The following is a 25,640-nucleotide window of genomic DNA, read 5'->3' as shown; positions in this document are numbered from 1 at the left end:
AGAGGCGAAAGCGGCTCCGGTTGAGCCGCTTTCCGCTGTCGACTAGGCCTGCGCGGCGTGGTTCACCTGCAGGTCATTGTCGATGAACAGGCTTGCCGTCGCCGTCGCCACGGTCGAGCCTGTCGGAATCCACTGATGGAAGACCTGCCCGCCGGTGGAGGTGAAGGTGTTGGCCGACTCGGTCCACCCCCCGGCCCCCGTCGCAAGCTGCACATCGTCGCCGGCCGAACCGACAACGAAGAGCGAGTGAGCCGTCGCCGAAGTGCTGTTGGTCGCCTCAGTGATGGCGGTGACCTTGGCGATCGATAGCCCGTTGAGCTCGGTTCCGTAGAGCGAGCTTGCGAGCGGATCGTCGGTGATCAGGATCGATTCCAGATTGGTCAGGTTCGCCCCCGACAGATCGATTCCATAGAGATGGACGCCCCCCACCGTGTGGGCATTGCCAGCTGACAGCCCGTTGGCCGACGCACCGCTGATCTCCAGCGACGAGTTATAGATCGCTCCGTCATCGATGCGCAGAATATCGAAGCCGCTGCCGCCATCGATCGTGGTCGACGGGTGGTACACCAGAATGTCGTTGCCGGCTCCGCCGTTCTCCACGTTGCCCGGAGAACCCGCCGCATTGAGAAGGTCGGCATCATTGCTGCCCGACGCGGTCGCGCTCTTACCATCCACATACGTCATGTTGTAGGTGTTGGTATTGGCTGACGGATCCGAGATGCTGTCGTTGTTGGTGTGCGAGTCGTGTGAATCCGTGCCGGTCACGCCAGCGGCATTGTTCGTCGTCATGACCGCGGTGAAGCCGGCACTGACGCTGCCGCCGCTAATCCCGATCTGAGGGTGCCCAGACGCCTCGTCGATATGCGTGCCGTTGAGTGTGAAGTTGGTCACACCGATCTTTGAAGTGTCGAACGGGGCATCGAGCGAGACCAGGAAGTGGTCCGCTCCCGAGATGTTGAAACCGGCGTCCGAGGTGACGTTGCCCTGCTGGCCCTGCGCGTTGGTGATCACCAGTTGTGAGAAGGCGTCGAGCGGGTGCTCCTGGTCGACGAACGTCAGGATCATGTCCTGGGCGGTCTGGTTCGAGTTGGTGACGATCGTCCCGGACAGCAGCCGCGCAGCCGGGATACCGGTCGTATCGGTGAAGGCCGCCACGTTGTCTGTGGTGAGATCGGCATTGCTCGCGCCGACCCCACCGCCATGCAAAGTGGTCTCGGTGGCAGTCGCCGTGGCCGTGAAGTTCAGCGTGCTTGGCAGCGTGCCCGTCGCCGGCGCCGTCACCGCAAAGCTCAGATCGATCGTGGCGGTCTGGTTGGCGTTCGGATTGAGACCTGTATCCTGGGGGACGGCGATGTGGATGTCGCCCGTCGCCGAAGTGTAGGTGTAGCTGAACGTCGTGGCGACACCGTTGTAGGTGCCAGCGATCGTGCCGCTTGCCAGGAGGCCGGCCGTGAACCCGCTCTGGAGATGGATATCCAGCGTGTGGCTCTCCGATCCGTCGTGAACGTCGCCGAACGTCGCCTTGATTTGCAGCGCTCCGGTTTCGCCGTTGCTGAAGGCTGTATTGGAATCGCTGGGCGAGTCGGTCACGAAGATCATGTGCGTCTGGCCGGCGACCACGGTCGGCATGTCCGCGACGGCGTCGACATAGATGGTGCCCGCCGTACCCGCACTGGTGGCGCTGATCGCGCCCTGCGCGGCGGTGGCCGTCATCGTGATGCTCGCGTCCACGTCGGTGTTCAGTGGCGGCGTCATCGCCACCGAGACCGTCTCGACTGTGCCGGCCCCGGCGCCGCTGATGTTGAAGGTCAGCACGCCGCTACCGGAGTTGAAGGTTGCGGTCACAGTCGCACCGTTGACCGTGGCCGTGGACGTATCGACGCTCCAGCCCGTGAGGCCTGAAACGACGACCTGGGTGACATGCGAGCCGGCGCTGACGGGCGTAGCCGTGAACTGGAACACCTCCTGGGTGTCTTCCGGCAGGGCGACATTGTTGCCGACGGCAACGGTTGGCGCGTACACGACTGGCACCGAGGTCGTTCCGGTCGTCAGCAGCTGCTCGTATTCGCCGCCGCCGCTGAAGACTCCGGTGATGGAATCGGCGATCGACGCCTGATTTGTGATCTGCGCGTCGGTGTAGTTGGTCGTCACCGAACCGCTCGGCTGCCCGGCGAAGATCGTGACGTGCTCACCGTTGGCCAGGGTCAACACCAAATCGGTCTTTGGAGTGAATGGCGTCAGCCCGCTCGTCAGCGTCACCGTGTAGGTGACCGAGCCGCCAAACTCGGAGATGCCGGCGGTGGACGTCGTCAAGGTGGCTGTAACGGGATCCTGGTCGTCGGTGATCGTCGTCGTCACCGTCGCCGGGTTGGTCACCAGGCTCTCGTACTCGCTGCCGCCGGTATGACTGACAATGCTGTTCGTCACCGGGTGGGTGTCGATATAGACGTCGTCCTCGTTGACCGCGATCGTCGTCGAGCCGCTGGCCTGGCCCGCCTGCACGATGACGTGCTCGCCATTGGCCAGGGTGAAGTCCAGATTGCCGGTCGGCGTGAACGGGCTCAGCCCGCTCGTCAGCGTCACCGTATAGGTGATCGAGCCGCCGTCCTCGCTGGTCGACGGTGTCGCCGTCAGCGTCGCCGTCACCGGGTCGCTGTCGTCGGTGATCGTCGTCGTCACCGTCGCCGGGTTCGTCACCAGGCTCTCGTACTCGCTGCCGCCGGTATGGCTGACAATGCTGTTCGTCACCGGGTGGGTGTCGATATAGACGTCGTCCTCGTTGACCGCGATCGTCGTCGAGCCGCTGGCCTGACCCGCCTGCACGATGACGTGCTCGCCATTGGCCAGGGTGAAGTCCAGATTGCTGGTCGGCGTGAACGGGCTCAGCCCGCTCGTCAGCGTCACCGTATAGGTGATCGAGCCGCCGTCCTCGCTGGTCGACGGTGTCGCCGTCAGCGTCGCCGTCACCGGGTCGCTGTCGTCGGTGATCGTCGTCGTCACCGTCGCTGGGTTGGTCACTAGGCTCTCGTACTCGCTGCCGCCGGTATGGCTGACAATGCTGTTCGTCACCGGGTGGGTGTCGATATAGACGTCGTCCTCGTTGACCGGGATCGTCGTCGAGCCGCTGGCCTGGCCCGCCTGCACGATGACGTGCTCGCCATTGGCCAGGGTGAAGTCCAGATTGCCGGTCGGCGTGAACGGGCTCAGCCCGCTCGTCAGCGTCACCGTATAGGTGATCGAGCCGCCGTCCTCGCTGGTCGACGGTGTCGCCGTCAGCGTCGCCGTCACCGGGTCGCTGTCGTCGGTGATCGTCGTCGTCACCGTCGCTGGGTTGGTCACTAGGCTCTCGTACTCGCTGCCGCCGGTATGGCTGACAATGCTGTTCGTCACCGGATGGGTGTCGATATAGACATCGTCCTCGTTGACCGCGATCGTCGTCGAGCCGCTGGCCTGGCCCGCCTGCACGATGACGTGCTCGCCATTGGCCAGGGTGAAGTCCAGATTGCTGGTCGGCGTGAGCGGGCTCAGCCCGCTCGTCAGCGTCACCGTATAGGTGATCGAGCCGCCGTCCTCGCTGGTCGACGGTGTCGCCGTCAGCGTCGCCGTCACCGGGTCGCTGTCGTCGGTGATCGTCGTCGTCACCGTCGCCGGGTTCGTCACCAGGCTCTCGTACTCGCTGCCGCCGGTATGGCTGACAATGCTGTTCGTCACCGGGTGGGTGTCGATATAGACGTCGTCCTCGTTGACCGCGATCGTCGTCGAGCCGCTGGCCTGACCCGCCTGCACGATGACGTGCTCGCCATTGGCCAGGGTGAAGTCCAGATTGCCGGTCGGCGTGAACGGGCTCAGCCCGCTCGTCAGCGTCACCGTATAGGTGATCGAGCCGCCGTCCTCGCTGGTCGACGGTGTCGCCGTCAGCGTCGCCGTCACCGGGTCGCTGTCGTCGGTGATCGTCGTCGTCACCGTCGCCGGGTTCGTCACCAGGCTCTCGTACTCGCTGCCGCCGGTATGGCTGACAATGCTGTTCGTCACCGGGTGGGTGTCGATATAGACGTCGTCCTCGTTGACCGCGATCGTCGTCGAGCCGCTGGCCTGGCCCGCCTGCACGATGACGTGCTCGCCATTGGCCAGGGTGAAGTCCAGATTGTTGGTCGGCGTGAACGGGCTCAGCCCGCTCGTCAGCGTCACCGTGTAGGTGATCGAGCCGCCGTCCTCGCTGGTCGACGGTGTCGCACTCAGCGTGGCCGTCACCGGATCGATCGTATCCTTGGTCGTAACGGTGGCATTGCCGTAGGTCGTGGTGTTCACCGCCTCGAAATTGCCGCCGGACGTGCCGGCGATCGAGACCGGGATGACCTGGCCGTCCACATAGACGTCTTCGCCCTGCGCCGGCTGCGGATCCGAGGTCGCCGTAAACTGACCGGGCGCAAAGGTGATGTCCACGCCGTTGTTCAGCGTCACCGTGAACGGCGTCAGCGAGGCGTAGTCCATGTGCGCCGTGTAGACGAACGTCTGGTTCTCGAACACCACGACGTTGTCCAGCGTCACGAAGTTGGTGGTGATCGTGTCGTTGACCGTCACCGTCGCCGTGTCGGTGGTGTCAAGGAGCTCATAATTGCCGCCGGTCGCGCCGGTGACCGAGACGGGATAGGTCTCGTGATCGACATAGGGGTCGTCGCCCTGCACCGCGAACGGCGTCGAGGTGCCCGTCGTCTGGCCATTAAGGATCGTGATTGTCGCGCCGTTGCTCAAGGTCAGCACGAGATTGCTGCCCTGCGGCGCATGGTCCACGCTGGCCGAGATCGTCGCCGTGCCGACGCCCTCGTTCACCGTCACGTCGTTCAACGTCACCTTGGTCGGGTCGATCGTGTCCTTGAACGTGACCGTGGCATTGCCGTAGGTCGTGGTGTTCACCGCCTCGAAATTGCCGCCGGACGTGCCGGCGATCGAGACCGGGATGACCTGGCCGTCCACATAGACGTCTTCGCCCTGCGCCGCCTGCGGAGCCGACATCGCGGTAAACTGACCGGGCGCAAAGGTGATGTTCACGCCATTGTTCAGCGTCACCGTGAACGACGTCAGCGAGGCGTAGTCCATGTGCGCCGTGTAGACGAACGACTGGTTCTCGAACACCACGACGTTGTCCAGCGTCACGAAGTTGGTGGTGATCGTATCGTTGACCGTCACCGTCGACGTGTCGGTGGTGTCCAGGAGCTCATAATTGCCACCGACCGCACCGGTGACCGAGACAGGGTAGGTCTCGTGATCGACATAGGGATCGTCGCCCTGCACCGCGAACGGCGTCGACGTTCCGGTGGTCTGACCGGCAAGGATCGTGATCGTCGCGCCGTTGCTCAAGGTCAGCACGAGATTGCTGCCCTGCGGGGCATGATCCACGCTGGCCGAAATCGTTGCCGTGCCGACGCCCTCGTTCACCGTCACGTCGTTCAACGTCACCTTGGTCGGGTCGCTGTCATCGGTGACCACGAACGATACCGTCGATGCCGACGTATCGCCGTCACCATCGGTCACGGTGTACGTGAAGTTCGCCGGCCCGCCGGTCTTGTAGACGTCGTCGGGCTGCGCAACGAACTTGTAGGCGCCGTCCGCGGTGACCTGGAGACTGCCATGGGCGAGCGCGATCGCCTGGGAATACCCGTCCACACCGAAGGACAAGTTCACCCCGTTGATCTCAGTGACGGTCGCGCCGTCAGCGCCCGGATCGAACTCGAGCTGTCCGGTGACCGGCGCGGAACCTTCGAGGACATCCTGCGGCGCTTCCGCAAATGCATGCGGACCATCGTCCTGGAAATTGATGTGAAGCCCGGCCGGCGAAACGGCATGGGCGGTGTCGCCATCACCGTCGGTCGCGGTGGCCGAGATGTACACGAGGCCGTTGGTGATCGAGACCTCGTCGTCATAGGCGGCGGGCGTCGAGCCATCGACATTGTGCGCGATCGCCGCGAACTGTGCGACCCACAGATGCCCGTCGGTGTCGACATAAAGCGCGAACACCTTCTCGCCGGTCTGGAGGTTGTTGCTGTCGACGCCCCAGACGATGTTCGGGTTGGCGGAATCCGTGAACAGGAAGATGTCGCGGTTGCCGACCGTGGTGTTCAGCCCGGAATCCTGGCCGGTGAACCCGCCACCGGTGGAATTCGTCAGTTGATAGGACACACCTCCGGCCGGGCCGGGTCCATCCGTGCCGAAATCGGGCGTCGTGAACAGAGTGTTGGCGGCGCCGGTCGACTCGGCGTAGCCGAGAACCGTACCGATCTGGGCGCCGGCAATCGCGGCTGTCAGCACGCTCGGAGCGGTCGCGGGATCGACGTCGTTCTCCGGGTTCGGGCCGGACTGCGGAGCGAATCCCGCGCTCTCGTCATGGGTGACGCTGAGCGTGGCGGGCGCGCACACCACGGACGAAATGCCGCTCACCGAGAACGGATGACCGACATTGAGCTCATGCGAATCGTTCGGGTCGACCGGAAGGGTCGGCGCGCCGTTCGGCGTGCTCGAGAAGGCGACATTGTCGTAATTGGAAATGACGAGACGATTGAAATCGTTCGACGTGTCAACCGTGACGGTGGCACCCTCGTTCAGGCCGACGATGACGACGCCGACCAGCGTATTGCCGTCATACACCGGAATTTTGGTGTAGCTGGCATCCCCGGTCACGGTGACGTCGTTCAGCGTGATCGGCAGCGGATTGCCGTCATCGGTGAAGTCGTTGTTGTCATTGGCATTGAAGACCTGGACGAAAACCGTCGCCGTATTGCTCGGATTGCCCTGGATCTGGTGGATCGTGAACGAGGCCGCATCAACCTCATAGTGCCCATTATAGGCGAAGGTATTGGCAGGGAACGTGACATTGTTGACGAAGTCGAGCCGCAGTATCTCCGCAGCCAGGTCGTTGCCTCCGTGGACCTCGTGGCCCTCGATCGACTGGTTGCCGACGCCAATATCACTCCCTGTCGTGTTGATCGTGTTCGCGTTCGGGCTATTGCCCTGGCCGACGCCGGACATCAGCACGTCCTGATCGCTCGGACCATCGAGACCGCGCTCGTCGACGTTGCCCGCCTTGATGCCGACATAGCTGAGCGGCGTATCGACGCAATCCTGCGAAGCGGAGATCGTCGGACCAGAATCGTCGATCGAGACGATGGAATTGCTATGGTCGATGACAGTCGCGGTGGCCGATTTCGTGACATGGTCACCATCGCCGTCGGTCACCGTCACGGTCAGCTTCACGCCGACGCTCTGGCCGGCAATCGCCGTGAGCAACGAGATCGACTCGTCGAACAGCGAGGGATTCTCGGGCAACTGGGCCCCGGCAGGCTCCGACGCGTCGTGATCGATCGGCAGGAATTGATCGACCACGAGCTGTGCCGTGGCCGGATCGGTCGAATTCAGGGAGATACGCAGCACGACGAAATCATCGGCCGTGGACAGCGTATCATGACCGACGCGGCCGACGATCTGACCGCCCTCGATCGTCAGCCAGACGGTCCGATGCTCCTGCGACGTGCCTTCGAGCAGGCTATCCGCCAGCGCGGTCGCGACAAGGTTGGTCTTGATGCCGCCCGCCTCGGGCGCGCCCGTCAGGACGAGGCTGAGCGCGGACGTGACGGGATTGACCAGGGCGGGACCATCAGCCCCGTAATCGATCACCGCATTCGTGAACAACGGCGCCAGCAGCCCCGCGCCCGTCATCAGCTCGCCGATCTGAGCCGTCGAGGTCGCGTCCGTCGTGAACGTGACTGTGGCGTTGCCGGTGTCGTCGGCCGTTCCGTTCGGCGCTCCGCCGCCCGACTCGCCCTCGCCGATGTTGTATTGATCCGGCGGCGACCCGTCATGGCCGATCGTCTCGTCCAGATTCAGTGCGAGCGCGACAAGTTCCGGCGTGGTCACGCCGGTGCCGATGGTCAGCGCCGGACCGTCGTCGTTGAAGTGGATCTTGCTCGAAATATCCGCCGACGCGGACGCCGTGTCGCCATCGCCATCCTTGATGGTTACGACGGCGGAAATCGAGCCAGCAGCGAGCGAAACCTGATCGTTCGGATTGGACGAATCGGAGTGATGCAGCGAGAGATATTCGACCACCGACACCTTGCCGGAGAGCGGATCGATGGCCACGGCAAAGGCGGTGGTGCCGCTCAGCTCGGGATGCACGTTATCCGTACCCACCGTGCCGATCACCCGGCCGGCGCTGTCCAGCGACAACGAAATCGCCGTTCCATCTGTCAACGTCACGCCGGACTCGGACGATTTCAGATCGAGCGAATAGGCGATCGCCGCAGCCGGATCGGGTCCGTCGACGCCGAAGTACGGCAGGATGCTCAGGGCCGCGCCGCTACTGGTCGCGTAGGCGAGCACCGGCCCGGCCTTGTCCGGATCGTCGCCGGGGTTGGCAACGTCCGCGAAGACCGCCAGAGGACCCGTGACGTCATTGGCCTGGTTGCCCGGTGTCTCGTCCGCCGTCACCCCGAAATTGCGAGACAGCGTCGCCGCCACCAGCGGGCCGTCGTCTTCGAACTGGATACCACCGCCAATGTTGGCGGACGCCGAAGCGTGGTCGCCGTCGCCGTCGGTGACCGTCACGGTCGCCTTGACCTGGCCGAGGGCGCCTGCAAGCGAGACCGCCTCATCGATATCGCCGCCGATATCAGCGGTGTTATGGTGAAGCGAAACATACTGGACGACGGACACCTTGCCGTTCACCGGATCGATCGCAATCGCAAACGCGGCCGGATCGTTGGTGCTGGTCACGTCATTGCCGGGATCGCCCCCGTCGTAACGGCCGACGATTAGGCCGTTCTCGAGGAACAGGAAGATCTCTTTCCCTTCCGTCGTGGCGAGATTCGAATCGATCGGGCCGGTCGTGCTCTGACCCTGCGCGTCGGTCAGCGTCAGCGAGAAGAGCTGGGCGCCCGTCTTGGCCGCGCCGTCGGTGCCGAAATCCACATTGTCGATGGTGAGCGCGGCGACGTTGCTCTGCGCGTACCCGACCGGAAGGCCGAAGAGAACCTGCGGATCGTGTCCGGGATTGCTGACGCCGTTGAACACGGGCGTGAACAGAATGTCATTGTCGTCGCCGAACGGCGGGCTCTGCAGCAGCAGGGTCTCGTCGTGAACGACCTGGAAAGCCGAATTGGCGGAAACCGAGACCGCGGGGCCGTCGTCCTGGAAGCTGATGCTGGAGTCCTCGGTACCCACGATCTCGATCGTGGCCGAGGACGTCGCGGTATCATTGTCGCCGTCGGTGATGGTCGCGGTCAGCGTAATGCCGAGGCTCGCGCCTTCTCCGACCAGATTGAGGAACTGCGTCGAATCGAAATTGTTGAGGTCCGCGCCATGGTCGATCGCCATGTACTGGTCGACGACGAGCTGGCCTCCCGAGAGGCTGCCTGCGTTATCCAGCGTGATGCGATCGCGACCGGGCCGTTCGGATCGTCGCCGACATGGCCCACGATCTCGGTGTCGCTGACCTTGAACAGATAGATCGTGTCGTCAGAATAGGTGTGGTTCGGGTCCGTCACCTTCAACGTGGTGGCGAAGCCGCCGTTCTCCGCTTCTTTGGCGCCCGAGAGCGCGAACGAATAGGCATAGTCGGTCGACTTCTCGCCGTCGGTGCCGGCAATCTTGGTGACGTCGAACAGCGCCTCCAGATCGCCCTTCAGCTCGCCTTCGCCGGCCACCGTCTTCAGCTCGCCGATCGGATTGGTGCCGGTCGGATCCGGGCCCGTGTTGCCTGAGACGTCGTCGACCGTTCCGTCAGGAAGACCGTTGGCGCCGCGATCGCCGCCGATCGATTCGTCGAGCGACAGTGTGGCTAGATGGGCCGAACCCTCCACCGGCTGATGCACGGTCACATCAATCGACGGGCCGTCATCCTGGAAGCCGATGCTTGACTGTTGGGGCCCCGCGATCTCGATCGTGGCTGAGGACGTCGCGGTATCATTGTCGCCGTCGGTGATGGTCGCGGTCAGCGTAATGCCGAGGCTCGCGCCTTCTCCGACCAGATTGAGGAACTGCGTCGAATCGAAATTGTTGAGGTCCGCGCCATGGTCGATCGCCATGTACTGGTCGACGACGAGCTGGCCTCCCGAGAGGCTGCCTGCGTTATCCAGCGTGATGCGAATCGCGACCGGGCCGTTCGGATCGTCGCCGACATGGCCCACGATCTCGGTGTCGCTGACCTTGAACAGATAGATCGTGTCGTCAGAATAGGTGTGGTTCGGGTCCGTCACCTTCAACGTGGTGGCGATGCCACCCTTCGATTCCTCCGAGAAGCCGGCGGCGTTGAGAGTAAACGAATAGGCATAGTCGGTCGTCTTCTCGGTGTCCGTGCCGCCATCCTTGACGACATTGAACAGGGCTGCCAGATCGCCCGGGCTTTCGACATTGCCGACATCGGTCTTCATCGTGCCGATGGGATGGGTGCCGGTCGGATCCGGACTCGTATTGCCCGAGACGTCGTCGAACGTTCCGTCCGGGAAGCCGTTCGCGCCGCGGTCACTGGCGATCGATTCGTCTAGCGACAAGGTTGCAAGACGCGTGGGTCCTTCGCTTCCGTCAGCCACCGTCACCAGGATCGTCGGACCATCGTCGAGAAATGACACGCCGAGCGAGCCGGTCGACAGCGCAGTCGCCGTGTTGCCGGAGCCGTCCGTCACCGTCTGCTGCACGAAAACGACATGGCCAAGCTGCGCGCCTTCGCTCGTGTCGGAGTCGGACGCGGTGCCGTGCTTGATGGCTTCATACTGGGCCACGTCAAGCTTCAGGCTCGCAGGATCGAGGTAGAGCTGGAAGGCGACCGCACCGTTCGGATCGGCCACGCCGCCGGCGCCCTCACGTCCGACGACCAGATTGCCCTCGGTGAACAGGAAGATTTCATTGCCGGTGACCGTGGCCTGCAGACCGGAATCGACGCCGGCGAACGCCGCGCCGGTCGAGGTCGTCAGCGCATAGGCGATCGTTCCGGTCCCGCCGCTGCCGAAACCGGCGCTCGACGACGCGATCTCCGAAACGGCGCTTTGGGCCCATCCGATCAGTCCGACGGCGGAGAAGACTGCGGGCAGACCAGCACTGGGCTGATCGTTCGCGCCGTTCAGAATCTGTACATCGACGGTTTCATCGTGGATGACGATCGTATCCGAGAGCGTAAAGCCTGCGCTCGGCGGAGTCGTTGCAGGCAGTCCGGCGAAAGTCTCGGGATTGAGGGCGAAATTGCCGAGCTGTTCCTGCCCGAGCAGGTCCAACGGATTGCCGGCGTTTAGGGTATCGACCGCAGCATTGGAGAAGTTGGCGCCGCTTCCCTGGGCGTTGCCGTTGCCATCACCGGCTGCAGGCAGCACGGACTGGTCTGTGGTGATGGGGAAGAGGCTCGCGAATTCCTGCACGTTGACGTCGCGTCCGGGCGCCAGCTCGATGGACAGCAGGTGCTGATCGTCGTGTCGGGAATCGAAGACCGGATCGACCGTGATCGTCGATTTGTTGTCGAACAGAATGATCAGCTTCTCGCCGACATGGACGAGCGTGATCTTTTCGTTGGCTATCGCCGAAAAATCGAGCTTGACCTTCTGGTCATATCCGAGATGTACGACCACCGCCTGATCTGTTAGCGGCTTTGCCAGCGTGAAAGTTCGAACTGGAGTTGTGTTGGTAGGAATAGCCGTGCCGGTAGCCTGCGCTACCTGAAATTGTGCGTTCATTATCTGCCCCTGCCAAAACTCTATGCAGTTCAAATCAAGTCTTTAGAAAGCAATCCGAAAAATTTCGCTATTAAGCTATTGTTAACCGAGGCGGGGGTCAACGAAATCAACTAGTTAACGAGGGGTTTTTGGTGCGCCGTGGTAAATTGGCTAATCGGGACACCGGGCGCCGAAAAGGCATTTAGATTGAGCATCTTGCAGCGAACTGACCGGGAAAACCCGGTAAGCGGGAGAGCACCAATGAGGGTATTATTGTCCGCAGGCATCGCAATGTTGTCTGGGTTCGTCGCACCAGCCTTGGCCGAGGACGCATTGTCTCCCGTCGAGCGAACGGTCAAATCCGCCCCCAATAAGGACACGCGGGTCGGCGTCTTCATCAACGTACTACCCGATTGCACGTCAGGTCCCCTGCCGACGATCCGCCTGGTCAATGCGCCCGCATCCGGGAAGGTGACGGTCAAGTCGGCGAAGGTGAAAGCCACCAACTACAAGTCATGCCTCGCGCTGGAAGTGCCCGCCTATGTCGCGTTCTACAGGTCGCAGCCCGACTTCATCGGCGATGACGTTCTGACCATCGAGGTCAAATATGCCGGCGGTCGGACGGAAATTCAGAAGATCACGATCAACGTTGCCGGGCCCGGAGCGCAGCAGAAGATCTAGGCGCGCGACCTCTTCACGATGCTGATCAAGCCGCCGGCCGTGTTGCCATTCATTGCGGTTTGACGCTGTTAGGGATTTTTGCTCTGTTAGCCGGTGATTTTAAGAATCCATTGGGGGCAACGATGCGCAATTTGATGGCCAAGAGTCTCACTGCAGCCATTCTCATCGGAGGTGGCTTGGCCGCCAATCCCGGCGCAGCCACCGCCGCCGATATGGCCCTGCGGGCTTCACCGAGCGCGATCGGCAGCTGCTCGGAACTCGTCTTCACCTGCGAGAACGGCAGGCAATACCCCCTGTGCCCGATCGCGGTGTCCATTGCCGGTGAGGTTGTGACCGCATCGCTGCATACGAGCCACTCCGGCGGCGTGCATGTGCGCCTGGTCCCGATGGGAGTCGGATACCGCTATGCCGGTCCCGGCGTCTGGGTCGACGGCTTCCGCGGCAATGCCTTGCTCAATTTCGGCAAGCACAGCCAGATCGCCTGCACGATCGAGAACTACTGATCGATAGGACCGAGCGGCGCCTCCGCAAGGCGCCGTGCACCGGCCCCGCCCGTTAGCCCTTCGCGCGAACGGCCACCGCCCGCGCTCGCGGGTACATGTAAGCCTTGGGACGGACGTAGACCGGACAATAGTTGTCCCACTGGTATTGCTGCCAATTCCATTTCCAGCAGCCAGCCGCGATCTCGGGATCGGGATACCAGTTCAGCCGATACGGTTCATCACCGAAGGGATACGGCCCCTGAGCGCTGACGGGCGATGCGTACAAGCAGACGACGGTTGCGATCGCAACAAAACATGACTTGTACATGACTTTCTCCGAATATGTCGGCATAGTGTCAAACCGACGGGGCGGGATCAAGCTCGGAAACTTCGGTCGTCCCGGCATTCCCCTCCTCGGCAAGCGGCCAGACACGATATCACGAGGCCATTCGCCTGGTGCGTGGGCCTCTTTTGGAAGTTGTTGACCGGACGCGTCGATCGCGAGCGCGTTCAGAGCATTGCATTCGAAGTGATTTGCCCACTCGCCTTACACACAAGCATTGTTCATGAAACAATCTATTTCCCTCAATGCCAAGCTTCGGTGGCCGGACGTCAAGGACCACTACGTCGTCCTCTATGAGGGGCATGTGATCGGCAACGTACATCGGTCCGGAGACAGCTGGTCCTGGTCGATAAGCGTTCCCATGGGCTTGCCTGATTGGTCGGTCGGAAACGCTGCCAGTCTGCACGACGGCATCAAGGCACTCGGCAACGCCTGGGCCGCCATATTGAAGTCGACAAGCGCCGAGCGCCTGCAGCGGGCCTGGGATCTCGAACGCGCTGCGGAGACACGAAACACCGGTTTCGAATCCAACATCTAGTATCAAGACGCCGCGAGCGTTTTGGGTTCTACAGGTGAACAAGGCGAACCTGCCCAACCACAGCGTTTATTCGCGGCCAGACGTCCTGTATAATACTCGCGAGGAGGGATCGCGATGAAGGCTTTCATCCTTGCCTGTGTTGCGACGATCGTAATCGCGGCGGCTGGAGTTGCCGTTCTCGACAGCATACAGCAACCCGTCGCAGAGGCCTTTGCGACGACAGGCGTGCGTCTCTAAGCAATGCTCCGTCAGCTCTATTCGGCTGCCGACGCAGCATGGCGAGGCCGCGGCTGAGAATCGTTCGGTCCGCTCCGTGCCAACTCCTGGTCGAGCCACAGGCTATGATGCTCGCGCGCCCAGTTGACATCCACCTCACCTGATCCCATCGCCTCGAAAGCCCCCTCCATCCCGATTGTGCCGATGTAGATGTGAGCGAGCATCGCGGCGATAAACAGCACGGCCACGACGGAGTGAACGATCTGGGCAATCTGCATGCCCTCGATTCCCGACACGTAGAATGGGAACATGAGCTGATACCCGGTCGCGGCGACGAGACCACCGCCGATCACAACAATCCAGTAGATCCCCTTTTGCCCCGCGTTGAAGCGGCGAGCCGGCGGATGATCGTGACCGATCAGGCCGCCGCCGCGCTTGATCCACTCCAGATCCACCTTGTTGGGGATATTGCCGCCGATCCACATCAGAAAGATCAGCACGACACCAATCGTGAAGGGAAAGCTCAGGTAGTTGTGCGCGAATTTCGCCCATCGCGACCAATCGGAGAAGGCGTCAAATCCGATCAGCGGAAGCAGCAGCGGCCGCCCGAACGTGATGTTCAGCCCCGAGATCGCCAGGATAACGAAGCAGGTCGCGGTCATCCAATGCACGAAGCGCTCAAAGGTGTTGAACCGTACGATGGTGCGGCCGGATCGTCCGCTTTCGAGGCGGATCATGCCGCGTGTCAAATAGAAGATCACCAGCACCGCCAGCATGCCGAGCACAGCAACGCCGCCGATCCACCGCAGCACAACGTTGCGGAATTCACGCCACTCGCGGCCAGCAGGTTGTATCAGCACGCTGGAGCGCTGGTCGGGGATGCTGACGCGTCCCTGGATCCGATCCATCTCCTGGAGCAACTGGCGCTCGTTGACCGAGCTCGCCGTCGGATTGATCTGCTGGGCCAGCGACGGTGCCGGAGCTGCCATGATCAACAGAAGCAACGCCCACGCGCCGATGGTTGGTCGAATGAACCTTGCAAATGAGGACATGGACTTCTCCTCGGCATCTGTGCCGCGTCGCCCGCGGCCTGCTTCAGGACTCGATCGTCTCGCGATAGGCGGTCTTCCAGCCCCACGCTCCTGAGCCGTAGCCGCGCTTCAGCACGCGCTCCTTATAGATCTGGGCGATGATCTCGCCGTCGCCGGCGAGCAGCGACTTGGTCGAGCACATCTCGGCACACAGCGGCAGCTTGCCCTCGGCCAAGCGGTTCGCACCGTATTTCTCGTATTCCTCCTTGCTGCCATCGGCCTCGGGTCCGCCGGCGCAATAGGTACATTTGTCCATTTTTCCGCGCGAGCCGAAATTGCCGACCTTCGGATATTGCGGCGCGCCAAACGGACAGGCGTAGAAGCAGTAGCCGCAGCCGATGCAGAGATCCTTGGAGTGCAGGACCACGCCATCGGCGGTGGTATAGAAACAGTTCACCGGGCACACTGCCGCGCACGGCGCATCCGTGCAGTGCATGCAAGCCATCGAGACCGATCGTTCGCCCGGCTTGCCATCGGCGATGGTGACGACCCTGCGGCGGTTGATGCCCCAGGGGACCTCGTGCTCGTTCTTGCAGGCCGTGACGCAGGCGTTGCACTCGATGCAACGGTCGGCGTCGCAGAGAAACTTCATACGTGCCATCGTCGTTGCTCCTTATGCCGCCGCGATCTGGCAGAGAGTGACCTTGGTTTCCTGCATGTTCGTCGCGGGATCGTATCCGTAGGTGGTGATCGTGTTGGCGCTTTCGCCGAGCACGATCGGGTCGGTGCCCTTCGGGTAGTTGCCGCGGAGATCCTTGCCGGCAAGCCAGCCACCGAAGTGGAAGGGCATCCAGGCAACGCCCTTGCCGACGCGCTCGGTGACGAGCGCCTTCATCCTCGCCCGGGAATTGTTCTCGGCACCCGTGACCCAGACCCAGCCGCCGTCCTTGACGCCGCGCTCGGCGGCGTCGGCAGGATTGATCTCGATGAACATGTCCTGCTGCAATTCGGCGAGCCACGGGTTGGTCCGGGTCTCCTCGCCGCCGCCCTCATATTCGACCAGGCGGCCAGACGACAGGATGAGCGGGAATTGTTTTGCAATTCCCTTCTCCACCGCAGCCTTCTGCACGGAGAAGCCGATATTGGGCATCCGGAACTGCTTGGCGTCGGGCAGCGTCGGGTATTTGGCGACGAGATCGACCCGCGGCGTGTAGATCGGCTCGCGGTGAACCGGGATGGGATCGGGCAAGCCGAAGGCATTCATGCGCGCCTTGCCGTTGCCATAGGGAACGCAGCCATGCGCCAGCGCGACGCGCTGGATGCCGCCCGACAGGTCGAGCGACCACGACACCGCGTCCGGAGTGGCGGGGTTGACCTTGTTGATCACGGCCATTTCCGCTTCGGTGAGCTCGGTGTCCCAGCCGAGCTTCTTCAGGCTCGCGAGCGTGAATTCCGGATAGCCGTCCTGGATGCCCGACCCCAGCGAGTACGAGCCGTCCGCGAGCAGGCTCACCTTACGCGTCGTGCCGTCCGGCAGCTTCTCCTCGCGCTCGATGCCGAACCGCGGCCGGAACGTGCCGCCGCCATCCATCACGTGCAGATTGGTATTGTAGAGCAGCGGCGTTCCGGGATGCTTGACCTCCGGTGATCCCCAGCATGGCCAGGGCAGGCCGTAGTAGTCGCCGCCGACCTCGGGATCGTCCTTCGGCGCCCGCATCGTCAGCATGTCGAACTTCGCCTGGTTCTTCATGTGCGCCTTGAGGCGCTCGGGCGATTGCCCGCAATAGCCGGTCGACCAGCTGCCGCGGTTCATCTCGCGAAGTACATCCTCTGCTTCAGGAAGATTGTTCTCGACCTTGATTTTCTTGAACATCTGATCCGCGAAGCCGAACTTCTTGGCCAGCAGGTAGATGATTTCGAGATCATCCTTCGACTCGAACACCGGCTTCACAATCTGCTCGCCCCATTGCAGCGAGCGGTTGGAGGCGACGCGAGAGCCCTTGCACTCAAATTGGGTGGCGACCGGGAGAATGTAGACACCATCCTTGCGTCCCGCCTCGACTGCGAGCGAGGCCCAGGTCGTCGGATGCGGATCGGCGATGACGAGCAGCTCCAGCGCCTTCAGGCCATTGAGGGATTCAGGGATACGGGTGATGCTGTTGGAGGCGTGTCCCTGCACGAACACCGCCTTCACATTGTCCTTCTGCGCGACCTGATCCTTCGGCAGCGTCACCGCCTCGAACCAGCGGGTCAGCGGGATGCCGGGGGTTTCCATGATCTGCTTGGAATCGAACCGCGACTTCAGGAAGTCGTAGTCGACCTCCCAAACCCGCGACCAGTGCTTCCAGGCGCCCTCGGCGAGGCCGTAGTAGAACGGCAGCGTGACGATATCGAGCCCGACGTCGGTCGCGCCCTGCACGTTGTCGTGGCCACGGAAAATGTTGGCTCCCATGCCCGCGCCGCCGACATTGCCGGTCATCAGCAGCAGGATGCAACTGGCACGCACGTTGGCGGTGCCGACGGTCTTCTGGGTCTGGCCCATGGCCCAGATCAGCGTGGCCGGCTTTTCGGTGGCAAACATCTTGGCGACGCGCTTGAGCTGCTCGCCGGGAATGCCGGTGACGCGCTCGACTTCTTCCGGATTCCACTTTTCCACCTCCTTGCGGAGGTCGTCGAACCCGTAGACCCGCTGCCGGATGAACTCCTTGTCCTCCCAGCCGTTCTGGAGGATGTGCCACATCATGCCGTAAAGCACGGGGATGTCGGTGCCCGGCCGCATCCGCACATATTCCGTCGCGTGCGCGGCGGTGCGCGTCAGGCGCGGGTCGATGACGACGAAGTTGGCCTTTTGCAGTTCCTTGCCCTCGAGCAGGTGCTGCAGCGAGACCGGATGCGCCTCTGCCGGATTGCCGCCCAGGACGACCTGCGTCTTCGCATTGCGGATATCATTGAAGCTGTTGGTCATCGCGCCGTAGCCCCAGGTGTTGGCGACGCCGGTGACGGTGGTCGAATGGCAGATGCGGGCCTGGTGATCGGTATTGTTGGTTCCCCAGAATGCGCCAAGCTTGCGGAACAGGTAGGCGCCTTCATTGGTCATCTTGGCCGAGCCAAGCCAATAGACGGAATCGGGGCCTGACTTCTCACGTACGGTTTGAAGCTTGTCGCCGATCTCGTTGATTGCAGTATCCCAGGACACGCGGGTCCACTGCCCTCCGACGAGCTTCATCGGATAGCGCAACCGTCGCTCGCTGTGCACGAGCTCGCGCACGGATGCGCCCTTGGCACAATGCGAGCCGCGATTGATCGGAGAATCCCAACTCGGTTCCTGGCCGATCCATACCCCGTTCAGCACCTCGGCAGTCACCGTGCACCCAACCGAGCAATGCGTGCAGACGCTCTTGCGGACGCTCGCACCCGCGGTGAGCGGACCGGCCATCGCCGCCTCCGCCTTGCGCACGCCGCCGACCGGCAGCGTGCCGAGCACGGCGAGCGCGCCACCGGCGAGACCGGATTTGCGCAAGAAGCTGCGGCGGTCGAGACCGCCGGCCTGCCCTGCAAGGGACTCGGCAACGGAGCCATGGCGCAGGGAACGCTGGTTTGCTCGCTTGATCAGCACGGTCAACCTCCCTTGGCCGGATAACGATTGACGCGATAGAAGGCCTTGACGTGATCAGTTTCCTTGTAGCGCGCCTTGCGCTTCTCATCGTTGGTTTCGCTATCAGCCTGCGCGGACCCGACCAGCGGTGTCGCGAGCGTCGCGCCGGCGCCCAACGTGCCGGCGCCGACCTTGCGCAGGAAATCGCGACGCCCGACTGTGGCTTTCCTGTCTTCACTCATCGCATCTCTCCTGGACCCGCCGGTGCAGGTCAGTTGGCGAACGTGAATGCCTCCGCCTCGATCTCGATAAAGGCGCGACCGAGCGCGCCGACCGCACGATAGAAGACGGCGCTCTCCGCGCCCTCGATGTCGGCGAACAGCCGCCCTATCCAGGGCTCGACGTGTTTGACAAAGAATGCGCGCTGCGCCTCGAACGACGTAGGGAAGCGGCCTCCCGCGAAACCTGCCATGATCTCGCACAGGATGGCGGCGTGATCTTCCGGCTCGGAATTATTCGCGGCGCGCTCGATCCCGGACGCGGCGAGATCGGCGCGCAGGCGCGACAGCGGCCGTTCGTTGAGGAATCCGGTCAGATAGTAGGAGGCATAGGGCAAGAGCTCGCCGCGGCCGAGACCGACGAACAGATCGAAATATTCGCGTTCGACCTGGGTTGCGACTGCATTGGCGGCGGCCGCGGCCAGCCCAGCATGCGCGCGCCCGAGTGGCGTCGCATCACCGGTCAATGCGGCCAGTTGATCGAGCAGCCTTCTTGACGGTGCTGCGGACAAGAGCGTCGCGAGCAGCAGATATTCCTGCGCACGCGCCGCATCGACGGGTTCAATCAGCTCATTGGACACAAACGGCTCGCCGTACAGATCAGGCCGCAAGTCTTTGCGCGATACGCCGGTCGCCGCTTCGACCGCAATCACCCGTTGCGCGGGCACCTGGTTCCAGTTCGAAACGGAGGGTTGGCTAATGCCGATTTTGCGCGCAAGCCCAGCAACGCCGCCGGCGGCGTCAATGGCTCGCTCAAGGCCATCATCACGCACGTGGACCTCCCATCCAAGTCCCGGGTGCTGATTTTGCTTTTGCTACAAAGCGCTAGACGAAGCGTAATCCCGGCCCAGCGGAGGGTCAATCGCATCACATAGTCTGAGGCTATGGCCTTTCGTCGGGGAGCCCTAGCGGGGCAGCGCGCCGCCATGCGGGCGACGGGGAAGCGACAGGTGTTCGCTTGCACTGCTTTCAGGGTTCGTTAGTTGCGCTGCAGCAGGAACAGGTGCGGGCTTGGTGGGCGCAGCTTCTTCGGCGACGATCTCGACATTCGATCTCTCGGCCTGGCGCAATTCCTGCGAAGAATCCGTGACTTCAACCGGAGTCTCGGACAGCGTCTCGGCTGACTTGCTGAGGCCGCCGACGATTCTGTCCACGAACGCGGCCAGTTCTGCTTCCGAACAATCCAGCGGACCAAAGCCCGGCATCGCGGTCGGATCGTTGAAGTCCCACGCGCTTTCGGCAAGCCCCACGAAGTCGCGAATGGCGGGATCAGCGCTCCAGGCGCGACGAAGCGCCGCACGCGTCAGCTCCTGCGGAATCCCTTTGCGCAAGAACGCCTTGATGTCGGTCGCCGACGTGATCAAGTCGATCGAAGGCAGGCTCGAGGGGTCGAACTCCGCTTCGTCATCCTTCGCGGCGGGCGGCAGTGCCGACTGCATGTCGTCGCGCTTTGCCGGATCCGATTGCGTCGGGCTCGCCTTTGCGTGCTGCTTGCGACGGGACCAGCGCGTCAGGAACCTATCCTCACTCATTCGTGTCCGCCTTCATGCTGCCGGCGCGCCAGCGCCTCCGGATCGGCCTGCCGCCGCTTCCGTTTGAAGAACTCCCGTTCGACGTGGTGCTCGGCAACGAAGCTTTCAATCTGCTCACGCAGCACGTCCGGCATGGGAACGGCCTCGACCAGATTCGCAGCGGTCCCGGTGAACGCCTCGCCTTCCGCAGGATCGGCGGTGGCGGCAGCCACCGAATAGGGCCAGGTGCCTTCCGCAGGCGACAACACTGTCCAGATGCTCGGACGACCCGTAGCAAGATTGTCGCGATAGCGCGCCGTCTCGGAACTGTAGAGATCGACCATAGTGCTGCCGGCATAGAACAGCGTCGTCCCACCGCCCTCGTCACGGAGCACCGTCCAGGACTTTGTGTCCGGCTCGTCCGGCAGCACGGCGACGGCGCGCCAGACAAAGTCGGTCCACGGCGAGTCCGCCTTGTACCGCCCGACCACGATACCGACGGGGATGCGCACAAGCGGCAGCGCAGCCGGGCTCATGTTACCCTCTCCAGGTGCTTGATCGGCAGCCCCGTCAGCAAATTCTGCGGTTTCATCCGGAGCTTTTGATCGGAGTTCATCGACAGGATGAGATAGACCGGCTCGCCCTGCATCTCGTCTGCGACCGCGCTCGTGTCTGCAAACGTCAGGCGGAACAATGAAAGCACGCGGCCGGCGCTGCGGTCGTCGAGTTGCTCGCCATGCCAGAGACGGTCGCCGAGCCTGGTCGCATCGGCGTCGAGCCCAACATACCAGGTGAGCCGCGCATCACGCAGTTCGCGCAGCGGCTCAATGCCGACGTCGATCCCGAGCAGATGGGAGATCCAGCGCGCCATCGCCTGCGCCAGCGCCCTCGGCCCGCGCCCGCCCGCGGTGAGATCGAAAACCATGTCGAAATGGTCGCTTCGGTGCCAATAGTCGTCGGCGTTATCCTCGTTCAAGACGTCCAGCTCGGCATCGGTCACGGCCCCGAGCATCGACATCAGCGAGAGCACCGGGGTCGGGCTCTGCCCACCGACGACCTCCTCATCGCCGAGCAGCAAGGCCCGTTCATGCGGCAGGATGCGCTGGGGGCGGAAGAACAGCTCGGCGGCGCGCAGCACGAACGGGTCATCGCAGCCATCCAGCGCATTGCGCAGGATGACATGCACGAGTTGATTGACGAACAGCGGCGGCAATCCGTTTCCCCCCGACCGGACGGTCGCAAGATAGGCGGCCTCCAGGGTCGGGTGCCGCACCAGGAGATCGCGAACGGCAAGCACGAACTGCCAGTTCTCCCGGGCATCCGCATCGACAATCGCTGCGATCTCGTCCGCACTGACCGCCCGGCGCGGAGCGGCCAGCAGCTCGCGGTGCAGCCGCCGCTCGACCGGGCATGCTTCGTCCGGTGGAATCAGCTCGGGCCGGACGAAATAGACCTTCAGGAACTCGTCGGTGACGCAAAGCCCGCCGCCCGCCTCGCGATCGAGCAGATGGTGGCCGCATGCGATCCAGAAATCATTCATCGATGCTGCGGCTCCTGGCTCATATCGGCAAGCCTGACATTGCTGTCGGGTTCGACATCATCCTCGGCTTCCATGAACGAGAACGCCTTGCCGTGCCCCTGCCCTTGCCGCAGCTGCAGCCTGCGGAACGACTCGCGGACTTCGCCGTCGCTCACCGAGCGGTGGACGGCAATGAGCGAACTGATCGGATGCGTGCAGAGCGACCGCACGAAGGCGACCTCCTCTTCGGCGGCCGTCCGCGCGGTTGCCGGATCCGGCGCGCCGAAACGATCGATGAGTTGTCCGGCGAGGAGCTCGATCAGCGCCCGGCAATCGCTCTCCGTTGCCGGCACGATCTGCACCAGCGTCGACCAGCCCCAGGATTGCACCCCGAGGAAGCCGCTGCGGAACGCCGCGCGCGCCTTGCCGCTCAACGTCGCCGGATCCTGGTCGCAGAAGCGGAACGCGCCGGAGACGGCCCATTCGCCGGGCTCTGCCGCCGCGTCGAACACGAAGGTGTCGGAGGGATCGAGCGCGATGGCGCGCAGCAGTTTCACAGTCACGTCCTTGGCCCTCCGAGCTTCGAATCGAGCCAGGATGGCCTGGCGAGCGCCTTGACGAGCTCGCTCCGCTCAACCTTGCCGGTACCGACCTGGCGCGTGAGGAGATCGCCGCTCTCGTCGATGCTGAGGACGGTTCGCCGCTCACGGGGAACCCGGCTGAGATAATCGCGTGCGACGCTGTCAAAGCCATCGACCTGCCAACGATCGATCGCCCGCATCAGGTGCCGGGCAAAACTCTCGGTCACCTGCACGGCGCCCGCTTCGCCGAACCCCTCCTCATCCAGCGCGGACGCGAGCGGATGAACGCCGGGCCCCTGATCGGCCATTGCCACCGTCCGGATCATGGCGCCAAACACCAGCCACGCGGGCGGCTCATTCTCGCGCGCGGACGATGGCCACCCCATCCGCCCCCCGCCGACCAGCCCGCCGTCGATCTCGACGGAGCCGGGCCAGCCGATCGCAACCGTCTTGTTGGGCGGCGCATAGCCGCGAAGAGCGTCGGTCAGCGCGACCATGCCGGCGTAGAAGGCGCGCCGCGCGGTGCTCAAAGGTTCGCCTGGCTCGAGCACCACGGCGAATTCGGCGAGATCGAACCGCCCGACGCACACCAGCGTGCCGGCGCCGCACTTGGGTGCAATGCCGCAAGCGTGGGCAAAGGCGTCTCCGCTCTCCCGCAGCCGGACGAGCGTGAAGGGCGGCGGCAGCTGGATCGGTTCTACCAGGGAAACGTGGTTGATCGGGGTCGACCGCAAGGCCGTCCTCCACTTTCCTTTTCTTCCCAATAGTGAAAATCTATACGAGGTGCAGGAACGGCGCGAGTCCGTAAGTCGGCGCCGCACTGACGGAGGGATTTCACCTGGAGCAGCCAGCGAAGACCGTCCTGATCTGCTCGTGTGAAGACACGATGCGCCTCGACACGGCTGCGATCCGGCGAGGATGCCCCAACTGCGAGATCAGAAGCTTTCGCCATCTCTGCGGCACGGAGCTCGATCATTTCCGCGACGCGGCAAAGGCCGATGGCCCGCTGACGGTGGCCTGCACGCAGCAGGCTGCGCAATTCACCCATGAGATCGGCGAACGCCCTGGCGGGATCACCTTCGTCAATATCCGCGAGACGGCGGGCTGGTCGCGCGACGGTGCGAATGCGGGCGCGAAGATGGCGGCGCTGCTTGCGGCAGCCGCAATTCCCGCACCGGACTTTCCGCTGGTCACATTGTCGAGTGACGGCATCATCCTGATCTATGGCCGCGACGAGGCCGCGATCGAAGCCGGGCGGCTGCTCGCAGACCATCTCGATGTCACGGTCATGCTGAAGCCGCCGGCAGACGTTACGCCGCCTGCCGCGGCAGTGTTTCCGATCGTCAAAGGCAAGATCCGCAACGCGCGAGGACATTTTGGCGCCTTCGAGCTCACGATCGACGACTACGCGCAACCGCACCCCTCTTCACGCGACCGCTTCGTGTTCGAGGCCCCGCGCAACGGGGCGACCTCGCGCTGCGATCTGGTGCTCGACCTCTCCGGCGAGCCACCGCTGTTTCCGGCGCACGACCTGCGGGACGGCTATCTCCGCGCCGATCCGAGAGATCCGGCGGCGATGCTGCGCGCGGTGCTTGCCGCTCGCGATCTCGTCGGAAGTTTCGACAAGCCGAGATATGTCGACTTCACGCCCAGCCTCTGCGCGCATTCGCGCTCGAAGCTGACCGGATGCCATCGCTGCCTTGACTTATGCCCGACCGGCGCGATTACGCCGGACGGCGACCATGTCGCTGTCAACGCAGACGTCTGCGCAGGTTGTGGGCAATGCGCGGCCGCCTGCCCCACAGGCGCTGCATCCTACGCGCTGCCGCCGGCCGACACCCAGTTGCAGATGCTTCGCGCCATGTTGCTCGCCTATCGCGAAGCCGGCGGCACGCATCCGGTGCTGCTGCTGCATGACGGCGCGCACGGCACGCCGCTGATCGATGCGCTCGCCCGTCATGGCGACGGATTGCCAGCCAACGTGCTGCCCCTCGCCGTCAACGAGTTGACGCAGGTCGGCCTGGAGGCCGTTATCGGCGCATTCGCGTATGGCGCGGCGGCCGTGCGGTTTCTCCTGCGCGCCAAGCCGCGACACGGCGTGACCGGATTGCTGCAGACGATCGTCATGGCCGAGACCATTCTCGCCGGGCTCGGATTTGAGGGCCGACGCGTGGCCACGATCGAAACCGACGATCCCGACACTCTGGCTGACCAACTGACGGGGATTGGTCCCCTCGCCGGCCTCGACAATCCTGCGACTTTCCGGACGGTCGGCAAGCGCGGCGATCTGCTTCGCTTTGGCCTGAGTGAATTGCATCGCCTCGCACCCAAGCCGGTCGACGTAATCGCCTTGCCCGAAGGCGCACCGATCGGTGCGATCACCGTTGACACCGGCGGTTGCACGCTATGCCTGGCCTGTGTTTCGGCCTGCCCGACCGGCGCGCTTCGCGCCGATCCCGAGCGTCCCGTCCTCAAATTCGTGGAGGACGCCTGCGTGCAGTGCGGTCTGTGCCAGAGCACCTGTCCTGAGAAGGTCATCACGCTCACCCCGCAGATCGACTTCCGGGCAAGGCGTGCGCAGGCGCAAGTGATCAAGGAAGAAGAACCGGCCCTGTGTGTCCGCTGCGGCACGCCCTTCGGCGTGAAGAGCACGATCGATCGGATCGCGACGAAGCTCGAGGGGCACCATTGGATGTATCCCACCGGGGACCGCCGGACCGAGGCCTTGCGGATGTGCGCCGATTGCCGCGTCATTGTCATGAGCGAACAGCAGTTCGATCCGATCCAGGACGTTCCGGAACGCGCGCCACCGCGGACGACGGACGACTATCTGCGTCAACGCGAGAACAAGGACTAGCCGTATGCCTCGTTTCATGATGGTCTTTTGGACATGCCTCGTCATCACGGTGCTCGCTGGCACAGCCGTCGAGGCCGCCGCCCTCGCCAAGGCGGAAAAGGTCGCGCTCAAGCAGGCGATCGTCGCCTGCAAGGCCGAGGCAAAGGGCAAGAAGATCAAGTGGCTGTCACGCCGGACATACGTCAATCAGTGTGTCGTGACGGCGCTCAAGGAACGTCCCAGCGTCAACGTGGCTCGCATGCTCGAGGAGAACCCGGATCTGACGAATATTCCCGTGGAGCGATGGCCGGGCTATTAGGGCGTTGACATCAAGACCTT

Annotated in this window: 19 protein-coding genes; 6 read left to right on the top strand and 13 right to left on the bottom strand. The window is 63.4% G+C overall.

Annotated features, from left to right (window positions below):
* Positions 1–42 precede the first annotated feature (42 nt).
* Together EI171_RS20415 and EI171_RS20410 are read right to left on the bottom strand one after the other, a co-directional pair.
* Complete coding sequence (locus EI171_RS20415) at positions 43–9,366, bottom strand: immunoglobulin-like domain-containing protein (RefSeq protein WP_161534531.1); 9,324 nt, start codon at positions 9,364–9,366, stop codon at positions 43–45.
* Positions 9,273–11,711 carry a DUF5801 repeats-in-toxin domain-containing protein gene (locus EI171_RS20410; RefSeq protein WP_161534530.1) on the bottom strand — a complete coding sequence of 813 codons (2,439 nt, stop codon included), beginning with the start codon at positions 11,709–11,711 and terminating at the stop codon, positions 9,273–9,275. The genes EI171_RS20415 and EI171_RS20410 overlap by 94 nt, the downstream gene beginning before the upstream one ends.
* 240 nt (positions 11,712–11,951) lie before the next feature.
* Between EI171_RS20410 and EI171_RS20405 the strand changes: the two genes are divergently transcribed.
* Together EI171_RS20405 and EI171_RS20400 are read left to right on the top strand one after the other, a co-directional pair.
* Positions 11,952–12,371 carry a hypothetical protein gene (locus EI171_RS20405; RefSeq protein ID WP_028176019.1) on the top strand — a complete coding sequence of 140 codons (420 nt, stop codon included), beginning with the start codon at positions 11,952–11,954 and terminating at the stop codon, positions 12,369–12,371.
* A gap of 122 nt (positions 12,372–12,493) precedes the next feature.
* Positions 12,494–12,874 carry a hypothetical protein gene (locus tag EI171_RS20400; protein WP_244651782.1) on the top strand — a complete coding sequence of 127 codons (381 nt, stop codon included), beginning with the start codon at positions 12,494–12,496 and terminating at the stop codon, positions 12,872–12,874.
* 52 nt (positions 12,875–12,926) lie between these two features.
* On the opposite strand, the gene EI171_RS20395 is transcribed toward EI171_RS20400, so the two are convergent.
* The gene (locus EI171_RS20395) at positions 12,927–13,181 is read right to left on the bottom strand and encodes a hypothetical protein (protein ID WP_161534529.1); all 255 of its coding nucleotides are present in this window, start codon (positions 13,179–13,181) and stop codon (positions 12,927–12,929) included.
* A gap of 238 nt (positions 13,182–13,419) precedes the next feature.
* Between EI171_RS20395 and EI171_RS20390 the strand changes: the two genes are divergently transcribed.
* Complete coding sequence (locus tag EI171_RS20390) at positions 13,420–13,734, top strand: hypothetical protein (protein ID WP_011088222.1); 315 nt, start codon at positions 13,420–13,422, stop codon at positions 13,732–13,734.
* Positions 13,735–13,848: 114 nt separating this feature from the next.
* Positions 13,849–13,971, top strand: coding sequence for a hypothetical protein (locus EI171_RS46460; protein ID WP_256380430.1), 123 nt, complete (start codon positions 13,849–13,851; stop codon positions 13,969–13,971).
* A 17-nt stretch (positions 13,972–13,988) separates the two neighbouring features.
* Here the strand turns inward: EI171_RS46460 and EI171_RS20385 are convergent, their stop codons facing one another.
* From EI171_RS20385 to EI171_RS20340, 10 genes are all read right to left on the bottom strand, one after another.
* Positions 13,989–15,002 carry a formate dehydrogenase subunit gamma gene (locus EI171_RS20385; RefSeq protein ID WP_161534528.1) on the bottom strand — a complete coding sequence of 338 codons (1,014 nt, stop codon included), beginning with the start codon at positions 15,000–15,002 and terminating at the stop codon, positions 13,989–13,991.
* Between the two features lie 43 nt (positions 15,003–15,045).
* Positions 15,046–15,642 (bottom strand): formate dehydrogenase FDH3 subunit beta, encoded by a 597-nt coding sequence (gene fdh3B, locus EI171_RS20380; protein WP_011088224.1) that lies wholly within the window; start codon positions 15,640–15,642, stop codon positions 15,046–15,048.
* Between the two features lie 12 nt (positions 15,643–15,654).
* Positions 15,655–18,597, bottom strand: a complete 2,943-nt coding sequence (locus EI171_RS20375; protein WP_161534527.1) for a formate dehydrogenase subunit alpha — start codon at positions 18,595–18,597, stop codon at positions 15,655–15,657.
* A gap of 2 nt (positions 18,598–18,599) precedes the next feature.
* Complete coding sequence (locus EI171_RS20370; protein ID WP_011088227.1) at positions 18,600–18,818, bottom strand: twin-arginine translocation signal domain-containing protein; 219 nt, start codon at positions 18,816–18,818, stop codon at positions 18,600–18,602.
* A 29-nt stretch (positions 18,819–18,847) separates the two neighbouring features.
* On the bottom strand, positions 18,848–19,627 hold the full coding sequence (locus EI171_RS20365; protein WP_011088228.1) for a molecular chaperone TorD family protein: 780 nt from the start codon (positions 19,625–19,627) through the stop codon (positions 18,848–18,850).
* A gap of 132 nt (positions 19,628–19,759) precedes the next feature.
* Positions 19,760–20,386, bottom strand: a complete 627-nt coding sequence (locus tag EI171_RS20360; protein ID WP_161534526.1) for a DUF3306 domain-containing protein — start codon at positions 20,384–20,386, stop codon at positions 19,760–19,762.
* Entirely contained in the window at positions 20,383–20,901 is a 519-nt protein-coding gene (locus tag EI171_RS20355) for a DUF3305 domain-containing protein (protein ID WP_161534525.1), read from the bottom strand. The genes EI171_RS20360 and EI171_RS20355 overlap by 4 nt, the downstream gene beginning before the upstream one ends.
* Entirely contained in the window at positions 20,898–21,905 is a 1,008-nt protein-coding gene (locus EI171_RS20350) for a DUF6352 family protein (RefSeq protein ID WP_161534524.1), read from the bottom strand. The genes EI171_RS20355 and EI171_RS20350 overlap by 4 nt, the downstream gene beginning before the upstream one ends.
* A complete protein-coding gene (locus tag EI171_RS20345; protein WP_028176011.1) occupies positions 21,902–22,441 on the bottom strand; it encodes a DUF6505 family protein in 540 nt (179 codons plus the stop codon). Before EI171_RS20345 ends, EI171_RS20350 begins: the two co-directional genes overlap by 4 nt.
* A 2-nt stretch (positions 22,442–22,443) precedes the next feature.
* Positions 22,444–23,199 (bottom strand): biotin/lipoate--protein ligase family protein, encoded by a 756-nt coding sequence (locus EI171_RS20340; protein WP_246740591.1) that lies wholly within the window; start codon positions 23,197–23,199, stop codon positions 22,444–22,446.
* 152 nt (positions 23,200–23,351) lie between these two features.
* On the opposite strand from EI171_RS20340, the gene EI171_RS20335 reads away from it, so the two are divergent.
* Together EI171_RS20335 and EI171_RS20330 are read left to right on the top strand one after the other, a co-directional pair.
* Positions 23,352–25,322 carry a 4Fe-4S binding protein gene (locus EI171_RS20335; RefSeq protein ID WP_161534523.1) on the top strand — a complete coding sequence of 657 codons (1,971 nt, stop codon included), beginning with the start codon at positions 23,352–23,354 and terminating at the stop codon, positions 25,320–25,322.
* A gap of 4 nt (positions 25,323–25,326) precedes the next feature.
* The gene (locus tag EI171_RS20330) at positions 25,327–25,620 is read left to right on the top strand and encodes a hypothetical protein (protein WP_244647574.1); all 294 of its coding nucleotides are present in this window, start codon (positions 25,327–25,329) and stop codon (positions 25,618–25,620) included.
* Positions 25,621–25,640 lie beyond the last annotated feature (20 nt).

Source organism: Bradyrhizobium sp. LCT2 (genome assembly GCF_009931255.1).
Taxonomy (GTDB): domain Bacteria; phylum Pseudomonadota; class Alphaproteobacteria; order Rhizobiales; family Xanthobacteraceae; genus Bradyrhizobium; species Bradyrhizobium diazoefficiens.
Note: the sequence above shows the minus strand (reverse complement) of the source record. Positions and strands in the feature narration are given on the sequence as shown.

Excerpts from the sequence above, each read along its gene's own strand:
- EI171_RS20415 (WP_161534531.1), bottom strand. The coding sequence starts at position 9,366 with ATGGCGATCGACCATGGCGCGGACCTCAACAATTTCGATTCGACGCAG.
- EI171_RS20410 (WP_161534530.1), bottom strand. The coding sequence starts at position 11,711 with ATGAACGCACAATTTCAGGTAGCGCAGGCTACCGGCACGGCTATTCCT.
- EI171_RS20405 (WP_028176019.1), top strand. The coding sequence starts at position 11,952 with ATGAGGGTATTATTGTCCGCAGGCATCGCAATGTTGTCTGGGTTCGTC.
- EI171_RS20400 (WP_244651782.1), top strand. The coding sequence starts at position 12,494 with ATGCGCAATTTGATGGCCAAGAGTCTCACTGCAGCCATTCTCATCGGA.
- EI171_RS20395 (WP_161534529.1), bottom strand. The coding sequence starts at position 13,181 with ATGTACAAGTCATGTTTTGTTGCGATCGCAACCGTCGTCTGCTTGTAC.
- EI171_RS20390 (WP_011088222.1), top strand. The coding sequence starts at position 13,420 with ATGAAACAATCTATTTCCCTCAATGCCAAGCTTCGGTGGCCGGACGTC.
- EI171_RS46460 (WP_256380430.1), top strand. The coding sequence starts at position 13,849 with ATGAAGGCTTTCATCCTTGCCTGTGTTGCGACGATCGTAATCGCGGCG.
- EI171_RS20385 (WP_161534528.1), bottom strand. The coding sequence starts at position 15,002 with ATGTCCTCATTTGCAAGGTTCATTCGACCAACCATCGGCGCGTGGGCG.
- fdh3B (WP_011088224.1), bottom strand. The coding sequence starts at position 15,642 with ATGGCACGTATGAAGTTTCTCTGCGACGCCGACCGTTGCATCGAGTGC.
- EI171_RS20370 (WP_011088227.1), bottom strand. The coding sequence starts at position 18,818 with ATGAGTGAAGACAGGAAAGCCACAGTCGGGCGTCGCGATTTCCTGCGC.
- EI171_RS20360 (WP_161534526.1), bottom strand. The coding sequence starts at position 20,386 with ATGAGTGAGGATAGGTTCCTGACGCGCTGGTCCCGTCGCAAGCAGCAC.
- EI171_RS20355 (WP_161534525.1), bottom strand. The coding sequence starts at position 20,901 with ATGAGCCCGGCTGCGCTGCCGCTTGTGCGCATCCCCGTCGGTATCGTG.
- EI171_RS20350 (WP_161534524.1), bottom strand. The coding sequence starts at position 21,905 with ATGAATGATTTCTGGATCGCATGCGGCCACCATCTGCTCGATCGCGAG.
- EI171_RS20335 (WP_161534523.1), top strand. The coding sequence starts at position 23,352 with ATGCGCCTCGACACGGCTGCGATCCGGCGAGGATGCCCCAACTGCGAG.
- EI171_RS20330 (WP_244647574.1), top strand. The coding sequence starts at position 25,327 with ATGCCTCGTTTCATGATGGTCTTTTGGACATGCCTCGTCATCACGGTG.